The organism is Acinetobacter sp. G18, assembly GCF_052660225.1.
In genome coordinates this window covers 3061226-3085430 of record NZ_CP109658.1, presented here as the reverse complement: position 1 = coordinate 3085430, position 24205 = coordinate 3061226, and the positions used below count along the sequence as shown (strand labels likewise).

At 38.8% G+C, this 24205-nt stretch carries 19 protein-coding genes; 14 read left to right on the top strand and 5 right to left on the bottom strand.

The annotated features are described in order from the left end of the window. Window positions 1-30: 30 nt before the first annotated feature. On the top strand, window positions 31-1260 hold the full coding sequence (apbC, locus tag NE363_RS14590) for an iron-sulfur cluster carrier protein ApbC (protein WP_019457066.1): 1230 nt from the start codon (window positions 31-33) through the stop codon (window positions 1258-1260). A gap of 142 nt (window positions 1261-1402) precedes the next feature. Continuing rightward, complete coding sequence (locus NE363_RS14585) at window positions 1403-2275, top strand: 5'-methylthioadenosine/S-adenosylhomocysteine nucleosidase (RefSeq protein ID WP_445535334.1); 873 nt, start codon at window positions 1403-1405, stop codon at window positions 2273-2275. Between the two features lie 30 nt (window positions 2276-2305). Here NE363_RS14585 and NE363_RS14580 read toward each other — a convergent pair whose 3' ends face one another. Continuing rightward, the gene (locus tag NE363_RS14580) at window positions 2306-2872 is read right to left on the bottom strand and encodes a DUF2062 domain-containing protein (RefSeq protein ID WP_004703446.1); all 567 of its coding nucleotides are present in this window, start codon (window positions 2870-2872) and stop codon (window positions 2306-2308) included. 355 nt (window positions 2873-3227) lie between these two features. On the opposite strand from NE363_RS14580, the gene NE363_RS14575 reads away from it, so the two are divergent. From NE363_RS14575 to NE363_RS14545, 7 genes are all read left to right on the top strand, one after another. Further along, a complete protein-coding gene (locus tag NE363_RS14575; RefSeq protein WP_019457063.1) occupies window positions 3228-3821 on the top strand; it encodes a LysE family translocator in 594 nt (197 codons plus the stop codon). A gap of 115 nt (window positions 3822-3936) precedes the next feature. Then, window positions 3937-4506, top strand: coding sequence for a dCTP deaminase (dcd, locus tag NE363_RS14570; RefSeq protein WP_002120290.1), 570 nt, complete (start codon window positions 3937-3939; stop codon window positions 4504-4506). A 299-nt stretch (window positions 4507-4805) separates the two neighbouring features. Beyond that, window positions 4806-6284 (top strand): hypothetical protein, encoded by a 1479-nt coding sequence (locus NE363_RS14565; RefSeq protein ID WP_134262111.1) that lies wholly within the window; start codon window positions 4806-4808, stop codon window positions 6282-6284. A 231-nt stretch (window positions 6285-6515) separates the two neighbouring features. Further along, the gene (locus tag NE363_RS14560; protein ID WP_445535333.1) at window positions 6516-8558 is read left to right on the top strand and encodes a hypothetical protein; all 2043 of its coding nucleotides are present in this window, start codon (window positions 6516-6518) and stop codon (window positions 8556-8558) included. A 15-nt stretch (window positions 8559-8573) separates the two neighbouring features. After that, window positions 8574-9299, top strand: coding sequence for a DUF6160 family protein (locus NE363_RS14555; protein ID WP_077163859.1), 726 nt, complete (start codon window positions 8574-8576; stop codon window positions 9297-9299). Between the two features lie 32 nt (window positions 9300-9331). Next, a complete protein-coding gene (locus NE363_RS14550; RefSeq protein WP_445535332.1) occupies window positions 9332-11743 on the top strand; it encodes a DUF6160 family protein in 2412 nt (803 codons plus the stop codon). A gap of 160 nt (window positions 11744-11903) precedes the next feature. Continuing rightward, window positions 11904-12857 carry a DUF6160 family protein gene (locus NE363_RS14545; protein WP_151761414.1) on the top strand — a complete coding sequence of 318 codons (954 nt, stop codon included), beginning with the start codon at window positions 11904-11906 and terminating at the stop codon, window positions 12855-12857. Between the two features lie 77 nt (window positions 12858-12934). Here NE363_RS14545 and NE363_RS14540 read toward each other — a convergent pair whose 3' ends face one another. Both NE363_RS14540 and NE363_RS14535 read right to left on the bottom strand, forming a co-directional pair. Next, a complete protein-coding gene (locus tag NE363_RS14540) occupies window positions 12935-13879 on the bottom strand; it encodes a tRNA-dihydrouridine synthase (protein ID WP_174725460.1) in 945 nt (314 codons plus the stop codon). 84 nt (window positions 13880-13963) lie between these two features. After that, window positions 13964-14773 carry a cytochrome C assembly family protein gene (locus tag NE363_RS14535; RefSeq protein WP_019457056.1) on the bottom strand — a complete coding sequence of 270 codons (810 nt, stop codon included), beginning with the start codon at window positions 14771-14773 and terminating at the stop codon, window positions 13964-13966. 140 nt (window positions 14774-14913) lie between these two features. Here NE363_RS14535 and ffh point away from each other — a divergent pair, with 140 nt between their 5' ends. Further along, on the top strand, window positions 14914-16326 hold the full coding sequence (gene ffh / locus NE363_RS14530) for a signal recognition particle protein (RefSeq protein ID WP_004703430.1): 1413 nt from the start codon (window positions 14914-14916) through the stop codon (window positions 16324-16326). Window positions 16327-16375: 49 nt separating this feature from the next. Here the strand turns inward: ffh and NE363_RS14525 are convergent, their stop codons facing one another. Together NE363_RS14525 and NE363_RS14520 are read right to left on the bottom strand one after the other, a co-directional pair. Next, complete coding sequence (locus NE363_RS14525) at window positions 16376-17110, bottom strand: pantothenate kinase (RefSeq protein ID WP_019457055.1); 735 nt, start codon at window positions 17108-17110, stop codon at window positions 16376-16378. 15 nt (window positions 17111-17125) lie between these two features. Then, window positions 17126-17878 (bottom strand): biotin--[acetyl-CoA-carboxylase] ligase, encoded by a 753-nt coding sequence (locus NE363_RS14520; RefSeq protein ID WP_346791228.1) that lies wholly within the window; start codon window positions 17876-17878, stop codon window positions 17126-17128. Between the two features lie 30 nt (window positions 17879-17908). Here NE363_RS14520 and NE363_RS14515 point away from each other — a divergent pair, with 30 nt between their 5' ends. The 4 genes from NE363_RS14515 to NE363_RS14500 all read left to right on the top strand — a co-directional run bounded on the left by NE363_RS14515 (window position 17909) and on the right by NE363_RS14500 (window position 24145). Next, window positions 17909-18712, top strand: a complete 804-nt coding sequence (locus NE363_RS14515; RefSeq protein ID WP_022575885.1) for a sulfite exporter TauE/SafE family protein — start codon at window positions 17909-17911, stop codon at window positions 18710-18712. Window positions 18713-18965: 253 nt separating this feature from the next. Further along, window positions 18966-19661: a GntR family transcriptional regulator gene (locus NE363_RS14510; RefSeq protein WP_022575884.1), complete on the top strand. Its 696-nt coding sequence runs from the start codon at window positions 18966-18968 to the stop codon at window positions 19659-19661. Between the two features lie 10 nt (window positions 19662-19671). Next, the gene (gene smc, locus NE363_RS14505) at window positions 19672-23121 is read left to right on the top strand and encodes a chromosome segregation protein SMC (RefSeq protein ID WP_445535331.1); all 3450 of its coding nucleotides are present in this window, start codon (window positions 19672-19674) and stop codon (window positions 23119-23121) included. Between the two features lies 1 nt (window position 23122). Then, the gene (locus NE363_RS14500; RefSeq protein ID WP_445535330.1) at window positions 23123-24145 is read left to right on the top strand and encodes a cell division protein ZipA C-terminal FtsZ-binding domain-containing protein; all 1023 of its coding nucleotides are present in this window, start codon (window positions 23123-23125) and stop codon (window positions 24143-24145) included. Window positions 24146-24205 lie beyond the last annotated feature (60 nt).

Below are 24205 nucleotides of genomic sequence, written 5' to 3'. Positions count from 1 at the left end.
CTGTAATGATCTGTTTTTGGAGTAAACAATATGTCTTGGCTTTCTTCATTAAAGTCTGTTTTTTCACCGGCACAAGAAGTGAAAGAAGATGAAATCCAAACCGTACTCCAAAATTATTTGCTACCCCATTCCAAAGATGCCTTAAAAGAGCGCATTAGTCAGCTTCAGGTGCAAGGTCGAGTTCTACAACTCACCATTAATACATTTCCTGATGAAAAAGAGCATCTGCAGCAAATTCATGATGAATTAGCCGATGCCTTAGAAAAGTGTGGTATTGAAGAACTTAATTTGCACGTAGTTCAGCAAAAGCGCCCAGCACAAGAAAGCGCAGGTCAAGGTTGTTCATCTAAAGCACCGAAAGAAAATTCGAACTTACCACCAGTAGTTGATGCTTCAACTAAATCTGTACCTGATTCAAACAATCCACCGATTCAAAAAGCTGCTCCTCAACAAAGAGATGTTCCAGCTCATCCTCGAATTAAGAACGTTATTTTGGTTTCATCTGGTAAAGGTGGTGTTGGTAAATCGACCACTACGGTCAATTTAGCGCTTGCCTTACAAAAAATGGGACTCAAGGTTGGGGTGTTAGATGCCGATATCTATGGCCCAAGTATTCCAACCATGTTAGGTAATGCTGGCAAAACACCTCTTATTGAAAGTGAAAATTTTGTACCTTTAGATGCATATGGTATGGCTGTACTTTCTATTGGACATCTCACTGGTGATAACAATACACCTGTCGCATGGCGTGGACCGAAGGCAACAGGTGCTCTAATGCAATTGTTTAATCAAACACTTTGGCCAGATTTAGATGTATTGATGATTGATATGCCGCCGGGTACAGGTGATATCCAACTCACACTTGCACAGCGTATTCCTGTGACTGGCTCAATTATTGTGACGACTCCGCAAAATGTTGCTTTATTGGATGCCACCAAAGGAATTGAGTTGTTTAATAAAGTTGGTATACCAGTATTGGGTGTTGTTGAAAATATGTCGACTCATATTTGTTCTAACTGTGGGCATGAAGAACAAATTTTTGGTATCGGTGGCGGTGATAAGCTTTCCGAGCAATACCATATTCCATTATTAGGACGTTTGCCTTTAAATGCTCAAATCCGTGAACATGCAGATCAGGGTAAACCGAGTGTTGTAGCAATGGATGACGCAGCGGATAGCTACATCGATATTGCTAAAGCAGTATGGCAACAGATTGAAAAAATCCCTCAACGCACGCGTGATGATAAACGAATCTTTTGATTCATCCGACCCGGCTTTAAGCCGGGTTTTTTATTGTTTGGTTAAAAGAAAAATTTAAATCACTGAATCTAAATAACAAAGCTTATCTTGAAATTGGCATGTAGATTGCTAGTTTACGCTTTTAAAAAGAAATAGGTGAAAAATGCAATTTAAATATACTTTGGGCGTCATCAGTTTATGTAGTGCGGTATTTTTAATGGGATGTAATGATGATAACTCAACTGTCTCACAAACAGCGACAGTTGAAGAACAGAAACAGAAACTGCAGCCGATTATTATTCAAGGTGCTTTACCTGTAGAATCGCAACAGATGGCAGCTAAATTACAGAATGTGACTGTTGAAAATGTTGGTGGATGGACCTTTTGGAAAGGAACACACAATGGTTATCCAATGATTATATCCAAAACACGTATGGGTATGAGTAACTCTGCTGCTGCAACAGCTTTAGCCATTGAGCGTTATAAGCCGATTGCAATTATTAATCAGGGGACATCAGGTGGACATGACCCAGATCTACATGTTTACGATATTGTTTTAGGAAAGTACGCAACTAATATTGGTGCATTTAGAACCCCTAAACAAGCCTTAGGAGCTGGATCAAATTCACTCAATTGGGTTGAAGCATTTGATGTTTTACCAACCGATGAGTCTGATCCCGAACCGATTGCAATTCGCAAATTTGAAGGCGATAAAGAGTTATTAATGGCGGCCCATAAAGTTCGTTATGACAAAGGTCAAGTAGTTGAAGGAACGATTGGATCAGCAGATGTTTGGAATAATGAATTGGATCGTATTCAATTTTTCCATCAACGTTATGGTACCTCTGTTGAGGAAATGGAAGCAGCATCAGTTGCACAAATTGCAAGCCAGTTTAATGTTCCTTTCTTAGGAATTCGAATTTTATCTAATAATATTACCAATAATGGCGCATATGACCCAGGTACTGGAGAAGCTTGCCAAGACTATGTGCTTAATGTGGCAGAAGAATATATGAAATCTAAACTAGCAAAATAATAATTTAACTCTATGCAAGAAGATGAGTTCTTAAAGAGCATCTTCTTGTTTTTTATAACCAGCTCGACTTTTCCAATTTCGAATGACCATCCAACGCCAAAAAACTTCAGTCACTATATAAAGTATGATTGCAAATACAAATGCTTCAACTACAAGCCCTGACATTAAAATTTTGGCGAGACTGAAATCTATATGCCCATGACCAAAGTGAGTAATCCACCTAGAAATTTGATGCAATACACCTAAAAGCATCTTTTTATTAATCATATGTACATGATAAATATGTGAACCAAACCAGAACCCAGTATATAAAATGGGAACTAAAGTGAGAGGATTACTGAGCCAAGCAAGCATTAGGCTAATAGGCAAATTCACTTCAAATAGCAATACTGCCATCACAATAAAGACGCTATGAAATGGAATAGGCAGTAAACCGAAAAATGTTCCTACAAAAACGGCTCTTGTAATTGATTTACGGTTGACATACCAAAGCACAGGATTAAGGGTTTTTTTCCCAAAAATCCTTAAAAATTTCATATTTGAAACTTTCTCTGGAGAAGGAAGCCAAGACTGAAAAAATTGCTTTGCCATAATCATAGGATAGTAGAGTCTGGTGACTCATATAAACACAAAAAAACAATATATTAATTGAAACTTATTGAAAGCTTAAAAATTAAACTTACTGCAGTAATAATTCATTATAGATCTTTTCGAGGTAAAAATAGATTTTAAATAAAAATACTTATATTACTTAATACAATTTGGTACGCAAAGTTCAACAACTGACTGCTAAGTTTTTTAGATTAAAATTTTAAAAAATTACCTATCCTATTGTTTAATATTGATTTTAAAATATGGAATGTCAATTTTTTAAAAAATTGTCTTACAATTAGATTTTGCCTTGGCGAAAAATATCTATTAATCTGAAATGACTACATTATGAGGTCATTCAATGATTTCATGGCTATTTATTGGCTTAGTTGCCACAATTTTACTTACCCCAGGCCCAACCAATACTTTACTCGCATCGTCAGGAGTACAAGTAGGTCTTAAGAAGTCTGCGAAATTAATTCCGGCAGAAGTTCTTGGATATGTAATTTCTATTTCAGCTTGGGGCATGTTAATAGGGAAAGTTTCTGCAACGCTTCCTTTCTTACCTCCTATGCTTAAATTGCTAAGCGCTTGTTACATTATTTTTTTAGCAATTAAGTTATGGCACACAGCCAATCAGCAATTTGAGTTAGATCAGCCAACGATTCGCCCGCGTGAATTGTTCTGTGCAACTTTACTGAATCCTAAAGCATTACTGTTTGCTTCAGCGATTTTCCCTGTTACCGCATGGACTGATTTTCATATTTATTTCATCCATATGCTGGCTTATTTAGCGTTAATTACACCGATTGCATTGTTCTGGATTTTCTTGGGGTCAATTTTGGCAGGCAATAAAGTACGTTGGTTAAATCAATCGAATTTACAAAAAACAGCCTCGCTGATCTTAGTCAGTTTCTCAATTCCGATTAGCTATTCTGCTTTATTAAACCTTTAAAAGTCTTACTGAGCTATTCTTATCGAGAAGAGTAGCTCAAGCATTGTTTTCATAATTGCTTTTTTACGTTAAAGTACGTCGCAATCAATGAAATTACCTTTTGGATAGAAAATACATGGCTATTAAGTCTGATCGTTGGATTCGCGAAATGAGCGAAAAACACGGCATGATTGAACCTTATGCAGAGAATCAAGTCCGTTTTGATAAGAATGGCGAAAAATTGATTTCTTACGGGGTCTCTAGCTATGGTTATGACGTACGCTGTGCCCGCGAATTTAAAGTTTTCACTAACGTACATTCTGCAATTGTTGATCCGAAAAATTTTGATGATAAAAGTTTTATCGACATTGAGTCTGATGTTTGTATTATTCCACCAAACTCATTTGCTTTAGCACGTACAATTGAATATTTCCGTATTCCGCGTAATGTTTTGACTGTATGTCTTGGTAAATCGACTTATGCACGCTGCGGTATTATTGTCAACGTGACGCCTTTAGAACCAGAATGGGAAGGTCACGTGACTTTAGAATTTTCAAATACTACGAATTTACCTGCACGTATTTATGCAGGTGAAGGTGTAGCACAAATGTTGTTCTTTGAAAGTGATGAAGTTTGTGAAACGTCTTATAAAGACCGTGGTGGTAAGTACCAAGGTCAAACTGGCGTGACACTTCCGAAAACCTAAGTTGTTTTTAATTTAGATTAAATTCTAAAAATGGGTCACTTTAAGTGGCCTATTTTTGTTGAAAAGTAAAGAAAGTGGCGTTCATCGGAATATTAATAAATGAACGTTTTCTTTTGTAAAAAATGATATAAAATGATCAATAATTGATTTGTTTCTTTGAGTTGTATCACACAAATCAAAAGAAACTAGATCGTAAATATCGGCGTTTTCTTTATGTATTTAATTTAAGATTAAAGCAAGAGAAGCCAAATAAAAAGAAATCAAATTAGATTATGCCCCCAAGGATACGGAGGTCGGTCATGCGACAGTTTAAGTCCCTTCATGTAGCTATTCTAGCACTTGGAAGTTTATGCTTTTCTTCTGCTTATGCTGGTTCTACCTTAGTTCCAATGTCAGATGCTGAGTTGTCAGCTACTCGTGGCCAAGCCTTGATGAGTATGTCTTATATTGCGCCTACTGATTCGGCAAACTTAGAAAAACTACGCGATAATAGCAGTAATATTGGTTTTTATAAGTTAGGAATGGAAGCCCAATTAGAAATCAATACTAATATTCGTAAACTTCAGTTGGGCTGCGGTGGTGTAAATGGGGCTGGTGGCTGTGATATCGATATCGATAACCTAAGTTTAAGTGGGCAAAACTTTGATACCAATGGGAATCCATTGCCCATGTCTAATGAAGATCGTGCTTCATCTTCTGCAGTACTAACGAATCCATTTATTGAGTTTGCTATTAAGAATCCAACTTCAGCCTCAACAAGAGAAGTAGTTGGTTTACGGTTAAGTGCTGAAAAATTTATCGGCCTCCTTACGGCAGGTACTGAAAATACAACTACTCCCAATGGGATTAACTCGATTTCTGGTTATATGCAGGTCCAATCTGATAGCAGTGGTTTAATTAAAGGTTATGCTACAACTTCTGCTACCCGAGATAATTTATATGGTGCAAATGCAGTAACAGGGCGATTACAGGCTTTGGGTTTAGGAGGAGCTGCTGAGGTAAGTTTTATTACTTCAAATGGTGGATTTAATATTCCAGGCATTCAAAATAATTATTTTGAAATTGCTCCAATTCAAGTTAATGGTAATCGTGTTACTTCAAAAGTTTTATCTGCTCCAGTGAAAGTTCCTAATATTTATGTAGGTCATAGTAGTTCGTACCCAGTAGATGGTACGGTGCAATATAATGCAGCTGGTCCGCATGATCCTGCTTATCCTGAACCGACAGGTATTTATACTCAGGGGGGGAAAGTTGAAGCTACAGTAACAGATTGTAGTGTATTAGCATGTTTCATTGCAGGTAAAGGTTCTAAATTTCCTAATGTATATATGAATGGTACTATTTCAAATATTACAGCGAATTTAAATTTAACCCAGTCATTGGGACTTATTCATAATCTACCAATTAATTCACCAATGTATCTTGCACTGCAAAATCAAATGCTCCAATGGCCAGGTGCAAAAGCAGATGACGTGGCTCAAAAGGGTTGGTGGATGTCTTTTGCAAATCCAGTTAACATCGGTAACATTATTCCACAAGATGCGATTGATATTTCACCGTTATTCCCACAAATTTCAACAGCTGTTTCTGCCTATTTACAAAATAATCCAGCTCAAACTTCTGATTTATTAGGACTATTAAGTATAGGTGATTTGGATGTAAATATTGGTACTATTGATTTGAAAAATAGTCCGCTCACATTAAATTTAAGCAACTTGCAGTTAACGAATCAAAACTTTAAGCCCAACTGCCATGGTTCAGGTTTAACTTTTTGTTAAAGGCTGAGAAGCCAACTTGGGTTGCTTTACATTCATCGGAAAAGTAATTTTTTACGTGCTTTTTTTTGCATTTGTGCAAATATTCCGCATAATAGAAATGTGGAAAGGTTGGCAATATCTTTTAGATTTGCCTCTTTGTCTAAGGTGAAAAGGATAGATTCACCTAGCATCAAGGATTGTTAAAGAAAAATAAATATGGTGCGCGGCATCGTATAAAACAGGAAGGTCAAGATGACTACACTTAATTATACGGTAAGATTTCAAAAAACCGTTTTGGCAAGTTTAATCGGGCTTTGTATAAGCCAAACTAGTTTCGCACTTGAAGAACTTTCTGATGCGGGCTTAAGTGAAACTACAGGCGAAGGTATTGCTATCTTGCCCCAAAATACTTATATGGTATTCCGTGGCGCAGGTGCTAATGAAACCGCAAATCAAATTTTAACTGACCGTACTAAAGATACAGGCTATATCAATTATGTACCTGTTGGGCCGTTAAGTATGACGGCGGCAGATACTAATAAAAATGGCTCGATTGATTCTGGTGACCGTGCAGTAGGTAAAGCTGATATTTTTCTTTATGGTTTAGCTCTTTCTAAATCTGATAATAATACTAATAGCCGTCTTGCATCTACCGATACTGCGGCAGCGATTTCGAGTTGGGGTACTGCTGTAAACCCATGGATATTCAAAGTAGCTACTCAGAATCTTGTACCTAATTTTAGTGCTGCTACATGTAGTGGAGCAAGTGATCCATCTTGCCAGGTAACGTATTTAGCCTTAGAGGCGCCTTTATATGAGGTGGGGACAAGAGATACGGCAGGACTTGATGCATATAAACTTAAATTAGGTCTATGGTCAGATATCTTTGTTCGCAATCCAAATAAAATTGATGGTGCGACAGATCAGTTTAATTATGGCGACTCAAATGGTTTGATTGGTACGAGTATTGATGCAAGTCGCGCGAATCGATTACGTTTACAAGGTATCTGGAATAACTTTGGTTTAAATGGTAGCCGTCTACAGCTCTTCCAAACTTTGGGAGGAGCGACATCCGCAAATGGATTGAGTCCATTTTATAATAATACTCTAGGCTTTGCGGGTGTTGTGCGTTTAAATAGTGGTGACGCCTCTAATTTGAGAGCAACAATTACTTCAAATACTCCTACAACGACAGTAGGTCCATGGGTAAATCGTTATAGTACTCAATATACTGGTGCACCTAGCAATAGTTCACCAAGTTCAGATTGGTTATATCGTATTCGCAGCCAGACTACTACAGTTAATTCAACTGGATCATGGACTGCTCCAACAGATAGTGCAATGGATAATGTATTGCGGTTGAGTACTCGTGAATCTGGCACTGGGCAAGGTAATCTCATTACTCCTGCTATTAATGGTGGGCTTGCACCAACCTTCGATGCAAACGAAGGTTTATATCTTTATAATCCGAATATTAATCTTGTGTTAGGTTCTTTATACCAACCACTCGTTTTAAGCTCAGATGGTAAAAACTTTAGTTTAGAGCTTGCACGTATTCCGAATAAGCCTGAAATTTATAAGAAAATCTATACTGACTACACTGGAACAGATAGTACTTATCTTGGTTCTACCTGTAATGTTTATCAATGCGGTACGAATGTAACCTTAGGAGGTAAAACTTATCAAGGTTCTAGTGCAACGCATAGTAGTATCTCAATCGGTTCAACTGTTTATAACTCGACAAATAATACATTAGAAGCCTTTAAAGGGAACAATACTCAAGATGCAGTAGGTATTTCATTTGGGAAATTACCAACAGGAACGGTTGCTGCTGTAACACAAGTTAAAAATTTCTATCAATTACAAAATCAGGAACGACGTGGAGGCAGCTATAGTTGTGGATTTTTAAACTTAGGAACTTGTTATGACACATGGCAATACCGTACAGCATCAGGTTGGACGGGAAATGCTGGCTCAGGCTTAAGATTTGACTCTCAAGGAGCAAACTGGGCGAATATTGATAGTACCTCTTATTATAATCCGACGACTAACACAACAGGTTATACCACTACCGATGCAGGGAATGGGGCTCAGTTTGTAGTACCAAATGGTACACCTTTACCTGATGCACTTTACAATAATGGACGTTGGTATACGACTACACCAAATGCAGATGTGAACACTTATAAATTATCAGGAGCACAAATTAGCTCTTCAATTAGTAATAATATGGGTTCAGCAGTCATTGATGGTGTTTTAATCCAACATTTAAAACTCACCACAAAAGGTCTATAAGAGGAGGATAATGCGATGAAAAAAATAACTGCTTTACTCCTTACTCTGTGTGCAACTGCGACTCATGCAGAGTTACAAACCTTGGATAATGATGCTTTACAGGCGATTAATGGCCAAGCTGGTGCTGATTTGTCTTTAATGCTCAATTTAAACCAAACCAGTAACGGTATATTTGATAATGGTAGCGGTGGTGTTTGTGAAAATGTTGAGTTCTGCCATATTGGATTAGCAATTAATAAGCGTTTTGTGCAAGCAGATGCGACTAAACCAAGTGGTTGGGCCGAAAATAGTGATAGTGGTAATAAACTTTGGTTGGTGTTTAAAGGCGTACAAGGAACTTTAAATATTCAAAAAATGGGTTTGGATGGTGCCGATTTAAAGTATCTTGATAAAACCAATACCGAAATTATAAAACCTGCGATTCAACTTAGTTTTAGTGCAGCACAGCCGATTTTAATCCGTAACTTTGGTTTTAACGCGTTATCTATTGAGCAAGATAACTTTACAAGCTCAACCACGACCCAAGGCTCAAGTACCAATATGTATGATTATGCATATTTCAAAAAGCCAACGTATGCGGCAACTGCAAATAGTGCAAATCAGCAAGTTGCAACGGCTACACCTTCAGCCTATGACTATGGACGTGAAACAGGCTTTATGGGCTTAATGATGAACGGTAATTTAGCAATTCAAGGAAAAGTCATGGTGTTTAGCTGTGATGGTAGCCATCCCCGTTGTTAACGCTTAATGTAGATTTCAAAGGAACTGAAGTGATGAACAAAAATAAAGAAAGTCACAGCTCAAAGTTTATTTTAAATACATTAGCAACCAGCATGTTGTTAGTGAGTGGGCAAGTGTTTGCTTTAGAAGCTTTAACAGATGCTGATTTGAGTGCGGTAAACGGTCAAGATGGAATCTCGATTCAAACGACTTTTAATGAAATTAATATTGATAATGCTTATTGGGATGACCATGCGGGCACAGCAACAAGCGCCGATCAGGTTTTAAGAGCGCAAGCCAGTGGCGTAAAAATACAAAAAAGTAATGCGTCCACCCAAACTTTAGGAACAAACTACCGTTTAGATGTGGGAAGTAATACAGCTACAGGTAAAGCTGGCATTGATTTTTCTATGCAAAGTAGCCCATCCCTCATTACAGTAAATAGCGTTAAAGTTTGTAATAGCTCTGCTACATGCTCACCTACGCTAGGGCAGTTGGCTATACAAACAACTTCTCCTTTAAATTTAGCACTGACTACTCAAGATGGTCTATTTAGTCCAAATAGCCAGTCAAATATGACATTAGGAATAAACAACGCAAATATTTATTTAGGACAGTTAGACGCCCGTAGTCAGCTTAACCAGCTAATTTTAAAGAATTTTAACTTTAATTTTGTTGGTAAAGGTGTCATGTTCATCGATCCCGTTAGGGGCATTGTTTTACAAACGAATACTGGATCAAATGTAGCTGCTGTTGGGCAAACACCAAGTACGACTTATGGTTATGTAGACTTTAATCGGGTAGCAGACTCAGCTTCGGGCTTAACAGCTGGTACTTATGTAGATAGCAATGGTAAAGCGACTAATTCGGGTCTTAACATTGAAGTAATGCTTAGCTCTAATGTTGATAAAACTAATCCTTATGGACTAGATGCGACCAATACACCGCAAAATTCAAAAGGTTTAATTCGGCTAGGTGCCAGTGGACGTATGGTAAATAGTTATTTACAAGTCCGTGGTATGGATGGTTCTTCAGACACTACAACTTTAGGTACTGCAAATACTGCTTCGGGTACGAGCTCAAGTAATAGTATTTTGGGTAATACTGGAATTGCCTTCCGTATGAAAGGTGAATTCACTAAAGATAATGATTCAATGCTGGGTTCAGATGGTAAAGCCACGACTTTAGAAATTGGTGGGGCAGGTTTAAATGCTTACGGTTTCGAGTTCGGCAATTTAACAGGTCTTAACTCAGCTACGCGCGGTTATTTTGATAGCGGAAATATTTATTTAAATCTTGCTGATACAAAAACATTATTAATGCCAAATAATGCGACCTTAAACAGTATTCGTTTAGGGTCGGGTACTTTAACAACCGCCGCCGATTATCAACATAATATTCACCGCGATACGGTGACTAATCCATTTAGTTTGATTCTTGCAATGCGTGGAGCAGAGTTTCAAGCATTTTCAAGACGAGGACGTTTTACCACAAGTGCAAATGTTGCTGCTGCCAATCAATTTGCAGATAACGGTTTAACTAACCAATGGGGCTTGGCTTTACCTTTTTATAATTTAAATGCCAATGCTGCAGTTTACGGTTTAGATGCGCCTGCAAATAGCGCTTTTTACTATACAAAAGATGCTAACGGTAAACCCATTCAAAATGTTGTAGGTACTTCTGGAACAACTTCGCGTTTAGGATTTGGTGTTGCTGTTGGAACAACAGGTCGAGATACAGGCGGTACAAAAACAACTTCAATTTTATTAATTGATGGTTCTCCAAATGCTAATAATGCAGGCAACCCTACCGACTATTACATGGGCTTACGTAATATCGATATGTTCTTAAAAGGTAATGGCAGTATTGGTTTAGAAAATGGCAGTCTCAATATTAGTTTAAGAGAGATGCTCATTGCTTTATCAACTGAAATTGCAGCGGGCTATTTACCAGGCGCTAAATATAAAACTTGTCCGGCAACAGGGTCTTGTACCTCACCAATTGATAACTTTGCCAGAAATAATGACGTTTTATTTGGCTTAAAACTACGCTTAGGTGGTGATTTAAATTTATCGATTGTGCCAAATAGTTCAATCGCTGATGGTAGTGCTTTAACTGTACTCGGTGACTTCACAATGCCAGCCACAGCAACTGGAAATACAGTTCAAATTAGTGACCCAATTGATGGTTCGGCAATTGGTTTTGATAATATTACCGGAAAGCTAGCGTTTAACACTGCTTTAGTAGTGGGCAAAGATACAACAAGTGGTTTAGGTAAAGTGGGGGTAAATACCGCAGTCTACTTTAACCCAGATAAAAGTATTGACGGTGCCTTACGAGTTAAAGATATTAATTTCTATCCACCTTCAACAGGGGCAGGCGCACGTTTAGGTGAACTTGCAATTACTGGTGGACGTTTAAATAGTAGCTTTAGCATCGTGCCGAGAAATGGTGCTTTTAACTAATAAAGAAAAGTGGCGATATCGCCACTTTTTATAAAAAATTTATTTTGAATGTGATTGGATTTGCATTCGTCGGGTTATAGGGATAATTGTTTTGTACTCATCTATTATTCTGATAATCTGAACAAATAATAAACGTTTGTCTCTTAAGGATTAGAGCGACATGAAAAATAAAAATATAGTGTGCTGGTTATTACTTACCAGTAGTTCAAGTGTTTTTGCGATGCAACCTTTGGATGACCAAAGTCTTTCAGCGGCGACAGGTCAAAATGGTTTAACGCTAGGCATTCAGGCCGATAAAGTTAAATTTAATCAGGTTGCATTGATTGATACCAATGGCATCGCCTCTACGTCTTACAATAGTAAAGCTGGTCTTGTCATTGCAGGGAACTCTACGAATCCTGTTCCAAGCATAGAGTTTATTAAAGCAGCTGTATCGACCAATCCTTCTTTCAATATTGCTATTGATACCGATGCAGGTGCGGGTAAGCCTTTTGTAAATTTAGCTGTCACGATGGGTAGTGACGTAAATGGGATTCGACTTACACCGTTTTCAGTTTATTTGGCACCTAACACTTCAGTATCTAGCCCTGCTGATTATGCGGTGAGTAGTTATGCGCCAAAATCCATTTTTAGTTCGGGAACCACGGTAAATACAGGAGTAAAGGAGCTTGTTCGCTCTACAGGTAATCTTGATATTAACTTTGTGCAAACCAATAAACCTCGTTTAAACATTCAGTTGGGGCATGCTGCTCAGTCTGTTATGGTTAAATTTGGTGGAGCACTTCAATCGATTTGTTCTGCCGCTGCGGGTTGTCCAATTACGTTAGTGTCCGATACTACAGGTGCTTCATTTGGATTTAAATTTGCAGGAACAAATGCAGCTACAGGTTTTCTTCTTGATGGGTTTTATGCTGGGGTCGATCCAACAGGATTAACTTTTGGTAATACAGGTGCATCTAGTAAATTTGATGCATCGCTTAACAATGTCACTTTAGGAAATTTAGCAACACAAAGTACAACAACTTTTAATAATTTACCTAACGGGTCTATGGGGAGTTTTGGAGTTACAGGCGCTTCAGTGACTGACTTTAAAATGAAAGTAAGCGGTTTTTAAAAAATAATTACTTAACCTGAAATACCAAAATAGGGTGGCTATATCAACAGCCACCCTATTTTATAAATTTTAAGTATTTAACGATGAGATGAACTGGTTTGTTCTAATTGATGAACAATTTCATCTAAAGCTTTAATTCGTTTAACTTGGTCCCACAGTTCTTTCGCTTGAGGGTAGGCTTTGGTCATCATACCTAACCATTGTTTATAACGACCAACCATCCCAATTTCTGTTTTTGCCTGACCATTTAAAAAACGGATTTGTAAGTCAACCAATTGCTCCCAACTAAATAAAGCCTCATCCATATTTTTACGAATGCATTGTGTTAAATCAGGAGTAGTTACAGCACCGCGACCAATCATTAAATCTTCACAACCAGATTGCTGTTGGCAGGCCTTTGCATCTGCATTGTTCCAGATTTCACCGTTAGCAATGACATTAATTTTTAAAGCTTCTTTGATTGGTAGAATTTTTTCCCAATAAGCTGGTGGTGTATAGCCATCTGCTTTAGTTCGCGCATGTACTGTTAACCAGCTTGCGCCAGCATCTTCAACCGCGTGCGCATTTTCCATGGTGTGGTTTTCATCGAGATAACCTAAACGCATTTTTGCTGAAACAGGAATATGTGCAGGTACAGCATCACGGACAGCTTTAATCAGCATATGTACCACGTCTGGTTCATCAAGAAGTACGGAACCACCTCGGTGTCGATTTACGGTTTTGGCAGGACAACCAAAATTAAGATCGATCGCAGGAGCACCTAGTTCAACCACTTTTGCTGCATTTGCTGCCAGCATATCTGGATTATTTCCTAAGAACTGCACATGAACAGGTGTACCTGCTGCTGTTTTACCGTCGTTCTTTAACTCAGGGCAAAAACTATAATAGATATGGTCTGGTAAAATACTGTCTGTAACTCGAATAAACTCGGTTACACACCAGTCGAAATCACCAACAGATGTGAGAGTATCCCGCATGATCGGGTCAGTTAAACCTTCCATTGGAGCGAGTATGAGTTTCACAGTCTGTGCCACCTGATTAAAACAAAAACAGCGTTATACGGGATATGTATAACGCTGTCTAGTAGTGCTGAAATTTTAATTGTTTTATCGGCCTAATATCATTTCGAGTACAAATTTACTGCCAATAAAACCAATTGCTAAAAGTGCAAAACCAATTAGGGTAAAACGAATCGCTTTTTGACCGCGCCATCCAAGTTTGTAGTGCCCAATCAATAATGAGCCATAAATAATCCATGAAATAATACTAAATACGGTTTTATGAGCGAGATGCTGAGCAAAGAAACTATCAACAGTTAAAAAGCCAAATGTGAGAGCGATAGTGAGTAAAATAAAACCAGTAATAATTAAGTCAAATAACAAGGATTCCATGGCCTGAATAGGCGGGAGTAAATTGACCCAAAAGCGTTTTTTTTGTTTCTTTTTGAGTTCACGATTTTGGAACCATATCAAGATCGCATGTATGGTTGCCATCAGTAAAACTGCATAGGCGGAAAGTGAAAGAATAATATGCGTATCTAGGCCTAACGAATGCTGTTCAATAAATTGATCAGGTTTACTAAAGCCAAAACCTAAAATAAGTCCAATCGCTGCTACAGGAATACCGAGTAAGTTTAAAGGTACAATTGGACGAAAAGTACTAAAAATTAAACTTAACAACAACATAAGCCATGATGTAAAAGAGACTAAATTAAAAACATCATAGTTAATTCCTAATGGTGTCAGCATGGCATTACATAAAACTGTACCGTGTAATAGCAGTGCCAAGGTTGTAACAAAAGCAAATAACCATGGGTTTGGTTCACGTTTTGACATTAAACGTATGAACAGATACCAGAAAGAAGTGGTATATGCGATGAGTGCCAAAATTGTGTAAACCAAGGGGAGGCTAATCATGTCAAACCTTTTTCAGGATTAATTCATCTAGATAAGATATAAATTCGCTGCGAACTAAAGTATCCTATAGCATTCTATGCATAAATTTTCTATTTCGAGAAAGATTTTTTTGCAACTAGCCATTTTAAGCGGATTTTGCAATGTTTGATACCTTAACAGAACGACTCACACAGAGTTTAAGAAATGTTACTGGCTCAGGGCAGCTGACCGAAGACAATATTAAAGATACCTTACGTGAAGTACGTATGGCTCTTCTTGAAGCCGATGTCGCGTTACCTGTAACTCGTGAATTTATCGCGAAAGTTAAGGAAGAGGCATTGGGCCAAGAAGTGATGACTCAGTTATCTCCAGGCCAGGCATTTGTAAAAATTGTTTATGACGAACTCACCAAGATGATGGGTGAGGCGAATGAAACACTGGATTTAAGTGCTAAGCCTCCAGTTGTTGTATTACTTGCCGGTTTACAAGGTGCAGGTAAAACGACAACTGCTGCCAAATTGGCACGATTCTTAAAAGAACGTCAAAAGAAAAAAGTAATGACGGTTTCTGCCGACGTTTACCGTCCGGCAGCAATCAAACAGTTAGAAACTGTCTCGGCAGAAGTTGGTGCAGGCTTTATTCCATCAGATCCTTCTGAAAAGCCAATTGACATCGTTAACCGTGCAATTGAACAGGCAAAAATCCAGTTTGCTGATGTGCTGATTGTAGATACAGCGGGTCGTTTACATGTCGATGAAGACATGATGGACGAAATTAAAGAATTACATGCAGCAGTTAAACCGACTGAAACTCTGTTCGTGGTTGATGCCATGACAGGTCAGGATGCTGCAAATACTGCTAAAGCATTTAACGATGCTTTGGCACTTACGGGTGTGATTCTTACTAAAACTGATGGTGATGCGCGTGGTGGTGCGGCACTTTCTGTACGTGCTATTACTGGTAAGCCAATCAAGTTCTTGGGTATGGGTGAAAAGCTTGATGCCTTAGAACCATTCCATCCGGACCGTGTTGCTCAACGTATTTTAGGTATGGGTGACGTACTTTCTTTAGTCGAAGAAGTTGAACGTAAAATCGACAAAGAAAAAGCCGAAAAGATGGCGAAAAAATTGCAAAAAGGCGGAAGCTTCAACTTTGAAGATATGCTAATGCAATTTGAGCAAATGAAAAAAATGGGCGGCATGATGGGCTTCTTAGACAAGTTGCCTGGCATGAGCGGTGCAGGAATTCAGCAAGCAATTGAGCAAGCGAACCCTGAAAAACAAGTCAAAAAGATGGAAGCTATTATCCAGTCAATGACTGTTAAAGAGCGCCGTAACCCTGACCTGATGAACCCAAGTCGTAAAAAGCGTATTGCGGCAGGTTGTGGTATGGATGTTGCGGAAGTGAATAAACTCATTAAGCAACAAGCGCAAATGGCTAAAATGATGAAGAAATTTGCGAATCCATCTGGTATGAGCAAAATGATGCGTTCTTTAGGTAATATGCAAAAGCAGTTTGGCGGCGGCGGTGGCGGAATGGGACCACTGTTTGGTAACAACGACCAAAAGAAATAAATTCATAAAATAAAAGGCGCCTAGAGCGCCTTTTATTTTGTTCTGTGTTTTAGTCTTTAGGGTAATGAGCAATATATTGTTGCAACCCTTTAAGTAAAAGATCTGTTTCAACAGTTGGCTGGTACTTCTGTAGAAATTTAGCAAAAAGAGAGGCATCACCACCAGTCAGCAGCAGCTTTTTAGGAGATTGCTGCATAATATTTTCGATGGTACTAATCAGACCTAATAAAATACCGTGGTGTACTGCATCTACAGTGTTATTGCCCGGGTTCAGATTATCAAAAGCTGAATCTGGAATTTTAATACCTTTGGTATTTTGAATGAGTGCATCGCGCTGCAAATATAAATTAGGGAGGATGTAACCACCTAAATGTTGTTTGCCCTGCGTTAAATCAATCGTAAGCGCTGTTCCACATCCAATAATGCAATAGTTTTCTTGTTCCTCTGCCACAGCCAATACTTGTAACCAGCGGTCAATCCCGAGCTGACTAGGAACTTCATAGCCACATTGTAGGCCTGCATATTCTGAGTGAACTTTGGCAAAAACCACTGGAATTTCAAGCCATTTTAAAATCTGCTGAATACGCTGGTTGTTTTCAGTATCGAGAACCGAAGAAATTCCAATTCGATGCAGACCTTGGTGTTTAAAGTGTTGGATTAACCCAAGTAATAAATCGGCAGGAGACTGCAAATGTAGCTCGGCTGCATGTTCAATAATTTGCTGATTTTCAGTAATCCAGTATTTTAAACGGGTGTTTCCGATATCAAGCCATAAACTTTTCATGGGGAAAATACCTGATTACTGAGTTGATTGTGGCCTTAAACGACCTTGATAAAACTGCTGTGGTTCTGGAGTTTCAAGAATTACCGCACCTTCATTGGAGATTCCGACGAAACGGCCATGTATCAGTCCTTGACTATGTTCAAACTGAACTAACTGATTAAGCCATGCTGCATGGTGGTTAAAACGACCTGCTAGGTTATAACAACCATGATCAAACCAGCGAGCTGCATTTTGAATTGCAATATAAAGCTCTGAAATTAGCTCAAGCTGACTCATTTGCTCTAGACCTAAATCTTCTAAAGAGGTGATTGGCTGGTCACTATCAGTCACTGGTGGTGTTTTTAAATTAATCCCTACGCCTACAATAGCCTGATGCTGAGAAAGTGGTTCGACCAAAATTCCACCCCATTTCCCATGCGCACTATACAAATCATTTGGCCATTTCACTTGTAAGCTTAAAGCTTGTAACTGCGGGATTTGCAAAATATTTAAAGCAACTTCAAGTGCTAAGCGACCATCTAAGGGTGTTCGAGTTTGCACCAATGTGCTTAAATAAATGTTTCCTTCAGGTGAAATCCACTGCCGTTGATGTTGACCTCGCCCTTGAGTTTGTTGAGCACTGCAAACCAAGCCTGTTGTAATGCCTTTTTGGGCAATTTCACGAATATCATCATTGGTCGAAGTTGTGGTTGCTTTTAATAAAACCACTTCTGGAAGCTGGTTTTTTGCGCTTAAAAGTTGTTGTAGTTGGCGAGTCTCTAAATCCATGTTGAATATGAGCAGAGTGGTAAAACATTTATGGAGTTAATCATATATTTACTCATTGGCGCAATTGCTGGTTTTACTGCCGGATTGTTTGGGGTTGGTGGTGGACTAATTATTGTACCAATCCTCTATGTCGTTTTTACCCAGTTGCACTATGACCCTGCGGTAATCATGCATATTGCAGTCGGAACATCGCTTGCAACCATTATCGTGACATCATTTAGTTCAGTTTCTGCCCATCATAAAAAAGGTGCAGTACTTTGGCCTGTTTTTCGTAATTTGGCACCTGGGCTAGTGATTGGTTCATTCTTGGGGGCGGGTATTGCCGATTTGATGTCTGGTCAGCATTTGCAGCTTCTTATTGGTGTCTTTGCCGTTGTGATGGCCTATCGCATGTTTAAAGGCGCAAATGTGGTTGTTGACCCAACACGCCAGCTTCCTTCAACACCTATGCAATTTATGGCAGGTGGTGGCATTGGTATTGCCTCTGCAATTTTTGGTATTGGGGGCGGTAGCTTAACTGTCCCGTATTTAAACCGTCATGGTGTGGTCATGCAAAAAGCAGTTGCGACTTCTGCCGCTTGTGGTTTACCTATTGCTGTAGCGGGTGCAATTGGTTTTATGTGGTTTGGTGCCAAAGAACACATCTCTGTACCTAACACGATTGGTTATGTGCACATCTATGCGTTTATTGGCATTAGTGTAATGAGTTTTGTGACGGCTAAACTTGGTGCTAAGGTTGCGCATGCTTTATCACCACAAATGCTAAAAAAATGCTTTGCTTGTTTGCTCGTGGTAGTTGGCAGCTATTTTATTTATAAAGGTTTTATGAATTAAAAAGCGTATTCATTTAGAAAAATATAGAAAAAGAAGCTTAGACTCACATGGTTTAAGCTTTTTTTATTTGAAGATTTAAACAGACTAAAGATAAGTTTTTTCATCCGATTTCTGTATGGATTTTGGGTGGGTTGGCTTAAAATGCAATAAAATTGTCAGACAATGACATAGTTTTTAATGGATGGGATCAGTTAAAAACAAGGATGCGAAAGAAAAGCATGGATTAATGCATATAAAAAGTAGCGGGTGATTTATGAATCTCGAAGAGACAGAAAGTCTTTCTGAGCAAATTGTAAAATATATTAGCGAACAGATTATTAGCGGCGAATTGGTCGAAGGCGAACGCATACAAGAGCTTCGTATTGCGAAAGAGCTTGATGTAAGCAGGGGGTCGGTTCGTGAAGCATTATTATTACTTGAACGTACGCATTTAATTGAAATTTTTCCGCGTCGGGGTGCAATTGTCTCAGAAATGTCTGCACAACAAGTGAAAGCACTGTTTGATACAAACGTGATGCTATTAGGACATATTGTACAACGCATCAGTGAAACATGGCGTGCGCACGAAGCTGATCAATTACAGCTCTTATTAGAACAACTTCTTGAGCATGTAAAAGCAGGTGATATCGAAAAATTCTACGATGCCATTTTCCAATATCTGGCTGAACAGCAAGATATGGTGGGTAATCCTTACCTAATGAAATTTTATAAAGAATTATTACCTTCTTTACGTCGTAGTTATTTTTTGACCCTAAATACCTCTAAAAGAGAACTGCAAGAAGCGTTTGCATTATTTAAACTCGTGACTGATGCAATTTTGATCCGAAAATCACAACAAGCCGCTTTATTTATGGAAGATTTTTGTCGACACTTACGTAACCTTGTGTTGGAATCGCTGACACGAATGAAACAGATTGAATTGGCTTGGGCGAGACGCTCACGCCGTTAGTTAGGGCATTATGCGTTTAAGCAGTTTAAAACTTTCCGGCTTTAAATCTTTTGCAGATAGTACAACTTTAAATTTCAAGGCTAACCGCACAGCAGTGGTTGGTCCAAATGGTTGTGGCAAATCCAATGTTATTGATGCGATCCGCTGGGTGATGGGTGAGTCAAATGCTCGTCAGCTTCGTGGTGGTAGCATGCAAGATGTTATTTTTACCGGAACATCCAAGCGTAAGCCAGTGGGTGTGGCGAGTGTTGAGCTACGTTTTGACAATACCTATGGCAAATTGGGTGGAGCCTATAATGCTTATAACGAGCTCGCTGTTCGTCGTCAGGTGACTCGCGAAGGTAAGTCTGAATATTTCTTAAATGGTACACGTTGCCGCCGCCGTGATATTACCGACATTTTCTTGGGAACGGGTTTAGGGCCGCGCTCTTATGCTGTGATTGAACAGGGCATGATTAACCGTTTGGTTGATGCTAAACCTGAAGAAATGCGTATTTTTATTGAAGAAGCAGCGGGCGTCTCTCGTTATCAGGCGCGTCGCCGCGAAACCTTGCAGCATCTTGAACATACTGAGCAAAACCTTTCACGTTTAGAAGATATTGCGCTTGAGTTAAAATCACAGCTTAAAACGCTAAAACGCCAGTCAGAAGCTGCGGTTCAATATAAAACCTTAGAAAGTCAGATTCGGACCCTAAAAATTGAAATTTTGTCTTTTCAGGCAGATAAAAGTGTACGCCTACAAGAAGAATATACAGTTCAAATGAATGAACTGGGCGAAACTTTTAAGTTAGTTCGCTCTGAGTTAAGTACAATTGAACATGATTTAGAATCGACCAGTGCTTTATTTCAGCGACTTATTCAGCAGTCTTCACCACTACAACAAGAGTGGCAGCAAGCTGAAAAAAAACTGTCTGAACTAAAAATGACTCTAGAACAAAAACAGAGTTTATTTCAGCAAAATAGTACGACACTGGTTCAATTAGAACAGCAAAAAGCTCAGACGAAAGAACGTTTACAACTTTCCGAGCTACAGCTTGAAACACTGAATAATCAGCTAGAAGAACAAACGGAAGCTTTAACGACGGTTGAACATACCGCAGCCGAAGTAGAACAAAACTTTGCTGATTTACAATCTCAGCAAAAACAAGCACAGCAACAGTTTGAACAAGTAAAAGCTCAGGTTGAAAAACAACAGCAGCAAAAAATGCAAATGTCTGCGCAAATTGAGCAGCTAGGCAAAAATGTTCAGCGCATTGAGCAGCAAAAAGAAACGCTGCAACATCAGGCAAGTCAGATTCAATCGCAAGTACACGAAGATGAACAAGGTGAGCTTGAGCAACTACAACAGCAGCTTTGTCGTGAAATCTCAACTTTAGAGGCTGATATTGAGCAGTATGTGCAACAGATTGAACAGTCTCAACAAGCGCATCAGGCAACTAAAAATCAGCAACAAACACTGAAAACAGAAATACAGGTTTTATTATCTGAGCAGAAAAACTTAAGCCAGCTTGTTGCTAAACAAAGTCCAAAGCAAAACCAAGATACGCTACGTTTAATGCAGGCTCTAGAGTTAACGGAGCAGGGTAAGCCACATGCACAAATTATTGAAAAGTTTTTAGCAAAATGGTTGCAGGCACATATTGTTGAAACCGAACAAGTCTTTCAGGAAGGAATTGCTCGCCAGTTAAAACCGTCAGAACAAACAAGCAAATTTAAAGGAAATTTGGCCTGTTTAAATGACTGGATTGCGTCACCGCAACTTTCAATATTTTCCAATGTAGCAATTGCGCAAAATTTATCTGATGCTTTAAATGAGCAAAAGCAACTACAACATGGCCAGTCTGTTTTGACCTTAGATGGTTATCATGTTGGGCAGGATTGGGTAATTGCTCTTATGTATGATGACGAAAGTCAAAGTGCGCAGGGTATGCTCAGTCATCGTATTCGTCTAGATGAAATTGAACAAGTTCTTCAAAAGCAGCAACCTGAACTACAAGCATTAGATCAAATTACAGTTCAGCAAAAAGAAAAACTTGCACAGGTACAAGCTGACTTACAGCAGAAACAACAGGTTATTAAACAAAAACAAAAAGACTTGCAACAGCTTGATGTACAAATTGCTAAACAACAAACAGCAGCACAAGCATTTTTATTGCAAAAACAGCAATTGAAAGATCAACTCGCTCAGTTAGACATGCAGCTTGAAGAAGATGCAATGCAAAAAGACGATCTTGAAATTGATTTGCATGCGCTTGCGATGAAGTTAGAAACCATTTTACCTGACTATAAAACTTTGCAATTTCAGGTAGAAGAATTAACTGAGCAGCTTGAAGAACAGCAACAAGTCTTACAACAGCAACAACAAGAGCGCGAAATTTTACGTCGTAATAGTACACAGACGACTCAACAAATAGAGTTGCTTGAAAAAGATATTTCGTTTTTGCAGAGTCAATATCAACAAATTGCAGCGCAAATGGAACAGGCGAAAAAGTTTGTTGACCCTATTCAGTTAGAGCTACCAAACCTTGAGTCGGAATTTCAACAACAGTTTGCTCAGACTGAAAAGTTGCAAAAGACTTGGAATGACTGGCAGCTTGAGCTTAATAGTGTGCAGGAAAAACAGCAGACTTTGACCGATCAGCGCCATCAGTACCAACAGCAAGATGAAAAACTCAGAGAGCAGCTTGAAGCCAAACGTTTAGCATGGCAAGCAGCTAAATCAGACCGCGAGCATTATCAAGAACAGTTAAAAGAGTTAAATGCCGAACTTCAAACGGGCTTGAAAATAGATTTAACCGAGCACCAGCAAAAACTGGAAAAGGTACAAAAGCAGTTTGAAAAAATCGGTGCGGTTAACTTGGCAGCCTCACAAGAGTTTGAAGAAGTTTCTCAGCGTTTTGATGAGTTGAGCCACCAAATTCAAGATTTGGAAAATACGGTAACTCAGTTAAAAGATGCGATGAAAAGCATTGACCAAGAAACCCGTAAACTCTTTATGACGACTTTTGACCAGATCAATCAAGAGTTGCAAAACCTGTTTCCAAAGGTTTTTAATGGTGGTGAGGCAAGTTTAAGTCTGGAAGATGACTGGCAATCTGGGGTTAAGCTCATGGCGAGACCACCTGGAAAGAAAAATAGTTCTCTAGCATTACTTTCCGGTGGAGAAAAAGCGTTAACGGCGTTAGCATTAGTATTTGCTATTTTCAGGTTAAACCCGGCACCGTTTTGTGTACTCGATGAAGTGGACGCACCACTCGATGATGCGAATGTACAGAGATATTGTAATTTGGTAAAAGAGCTTTCTGAACATGTACAATTCATTTACATTACACATAATAAGCTGGCGATGACCATGGCAACTGACTTGTTGGGTGTTACTATGCCTGAACCGGGCACATCAAAATTAGTCACTGTCAATTTAGAACAGGCAAAAGAATACGGGTTAGTTTCGGAGTCATAGAATGGAAATCAATACGATTATTGGCATCGTTGTTGCCATTATTATCATGCTAGTTGGCTTAAGAATGATTTTAAAAAAGCCGAACCACGCTGAACCCTCGCTAGACAGTGATTTGCATATTAATCCTGAAAGTAATCAACCGGTTATTCCTCGTCATGTACGAGATCAACTTGAACAGCCTGAAGCGGTCGCAGCATCAGTAAATGTGGCTGAACGAGTGGAACCAACTTTAAGCGAGCTAGTACAACTAGAAGAAAAGGAAACAAAAGAAGTAGAACAAGTTCAAATAGATCAGACACCGGCACCCGTTGTAAATACGCCAGTAGAAGAAATCAAAGCTGAAGAAACTACTGTAAGTCCAACTGCAAGTGAAAATAGTTCAGTTGAGTTAACTGATACTGTTGCTGCTGAACCAGAAGCTATAAGCTCATCTGAACAAAAAGTTGCAGAAGATCAGCAAAAAACTGAACCAGAATTAAGTTTAAATCCAAATATTGAAACTGCTGAAATTGCTGAATTTGAAGGTGAAAGTAATATTTTGGATGTTCATTTACATGAGCAACAACGTTATGACGATGAAAGTGCATTAGCAGTAGCAGAGCAAATTATTGCATTAAACGTTTATCCGAATCCGCGCCGTGCGTTATCGGGTGATAAAGCGCTGAAAGTACTTTTAAAATATGGCCTACGTTACGGTGAAATGTCTTGTTTCCATCGTTATGAAAATACCGATGAACCAAGTGCACTCATGTTCTCTGTACTTCGTATGACAGATAACGGTCCTGCTGGTTTCGATTTGGAAACTTTATCTGCTGAACAAGTTCAAGGCTTGGCATTTTTCCTTGCACTTCCAAACAGTAAAGCAGTTACTGGTTTTGACATGATGACCAGTATTGCAGGCCTAATTGCTCGTGAAATTGATGGTAAGGTTTATGATGAAAATAACCTCGAGTTTACGCCACAGTTAAAAGAGCATTGGCGCCATCATGTGATTGATTATCGTCCTGCACAGGCAACAGCCTAGTTTAAATTTTTTGTATAGGTTGCGATAATTGCAACATATCTAGTCGCAGCTCAGGGTGGA

Excerpts from the sequence above, each read along its gene's own strand:
- apbC (WP_019457066.1), top strand. The coding sequence starts at position 31 with ATGTCTTGGCTTTCTTCATTAAAGTCTGTTTTTTCACCGGCACAAGAA.
- NE363_RS14585 (WP_445535334.1), top strand. The coding sequence starts at position 1,403 with ATGCAATTTAAATATACTTTGGGCGTCATCAGTTTATGTAGTGCGGTA.
- NE363_RS14580 (WP_004703446.1), bottom strand. The coding sequence starts at position 2,872 with ATGATTATGGCAAAGCAATTTTTTCAGTCTTGGCTTCCTTCTCCAGAG.
- NE363_RS14575 (WP_019457063.1), top strand. The coding sequence starts at position 3,228 with ATGATTTCATGGCTATTTATTGGCTTAGTTGCCACAATTTTACTTACC.
- dcd (WP_002120290.1), top strand. The coding sequence starts at position 3,937 with ATGGCTATTAAGTCTGATCGTTGGATTCGCGAAATGAGCGAAAAACAC.
- NE363_RS14565 (WP_134262111.1), top strand. The coding sequence starts at position 4,806 with ATGCGACAGTTTAAGTCCCTTCATGTAGCTATTCTAGCACTTGGAAGT.
- NE363_RS14560 (WP_445535333.1), top strand. The coding sequence starts at position 6,516 with ATGACTACACTTAATTATACGGTAAGATTTCAAAAAACCGTTTTGGCA.
- NE363_RS14555 (WP_077163859.1), top strand. The coding sequence starts at position 8,574 with ATGAAAAAAATAACTGCTTTACTCCTTACTCTGTGTGCAACTGCGACT.
- NE363_RS14550 (WP_445535332.1), top strand. The coding sequence starts at position 9,332 with ATGAACAAAAATAAAGAAAGTCACAGCTCAAAGTTTATTTTAAATACA.
- NE363_RS14545 (WP_151761414.1), top strand. The coding sequence starts at position 11,904 with ATGAAAAATAAAAATATAGTGTGCTGGTTATTACTTACCAGTAGTTCA.
- NE363_RS14535 (WP_019457056.1), bottom strand. The coding sequence starts at position 14,773 with ATGATTAGCCTCCCCTTGGTTTACACAATTTTGGCACTCATCGCATAT.
- ffh (WP_004703430.1), top strand. The coding sequence starts at position 14,914 with ATGTTTGATACCTTAACAGAACGACTCACACAGAGTTTAAGAAATGTT.
- NE363_RS14525 (WP_019457055.1), bottom strand. The coding sequence starts at position 17,110 with ATGAAAAGTTTATGGCTTGATATCGGAAACACCCGTTTAAAATACTGG.
- NE363_RS14520 (WP_346791228.1), bottom strand. The coding sequence starts at position 17,878 with ATGGATTTAGAGACTCGCCAACTACAACAACTTTTAAGCGCAAAAAAC.
- NE363_RS14515 (WP_022575885.1), top strand. The coding sequence starts at position 17,909 with ATGGAGTTAATCATATATTTACTCATTGGCGCAATTGCTGGTTTTACT.
- NE363_RS14510 (WP_022575884.1), top strand. The coding sequence starts at position 18,966 with ATGAATCTCGAAGAGACAGAAAGTCTTTCTGAGCAAATTGTAAAATAT.
- smc (WP_445535331.1), top strand. The coding sequence starts at position 19,672 with ATGCGTTTAAGCAGTTTAAAACTTTCCGGCTTTAAATCTTTTGCAGAT.
- NE363_RS14500 (WP_445535330.1), top strand. The coding sequence starts at position 23,123 with ATGGAAATCAATACGATTATTGGCATCGTTGTTGCCATTATTATCATG.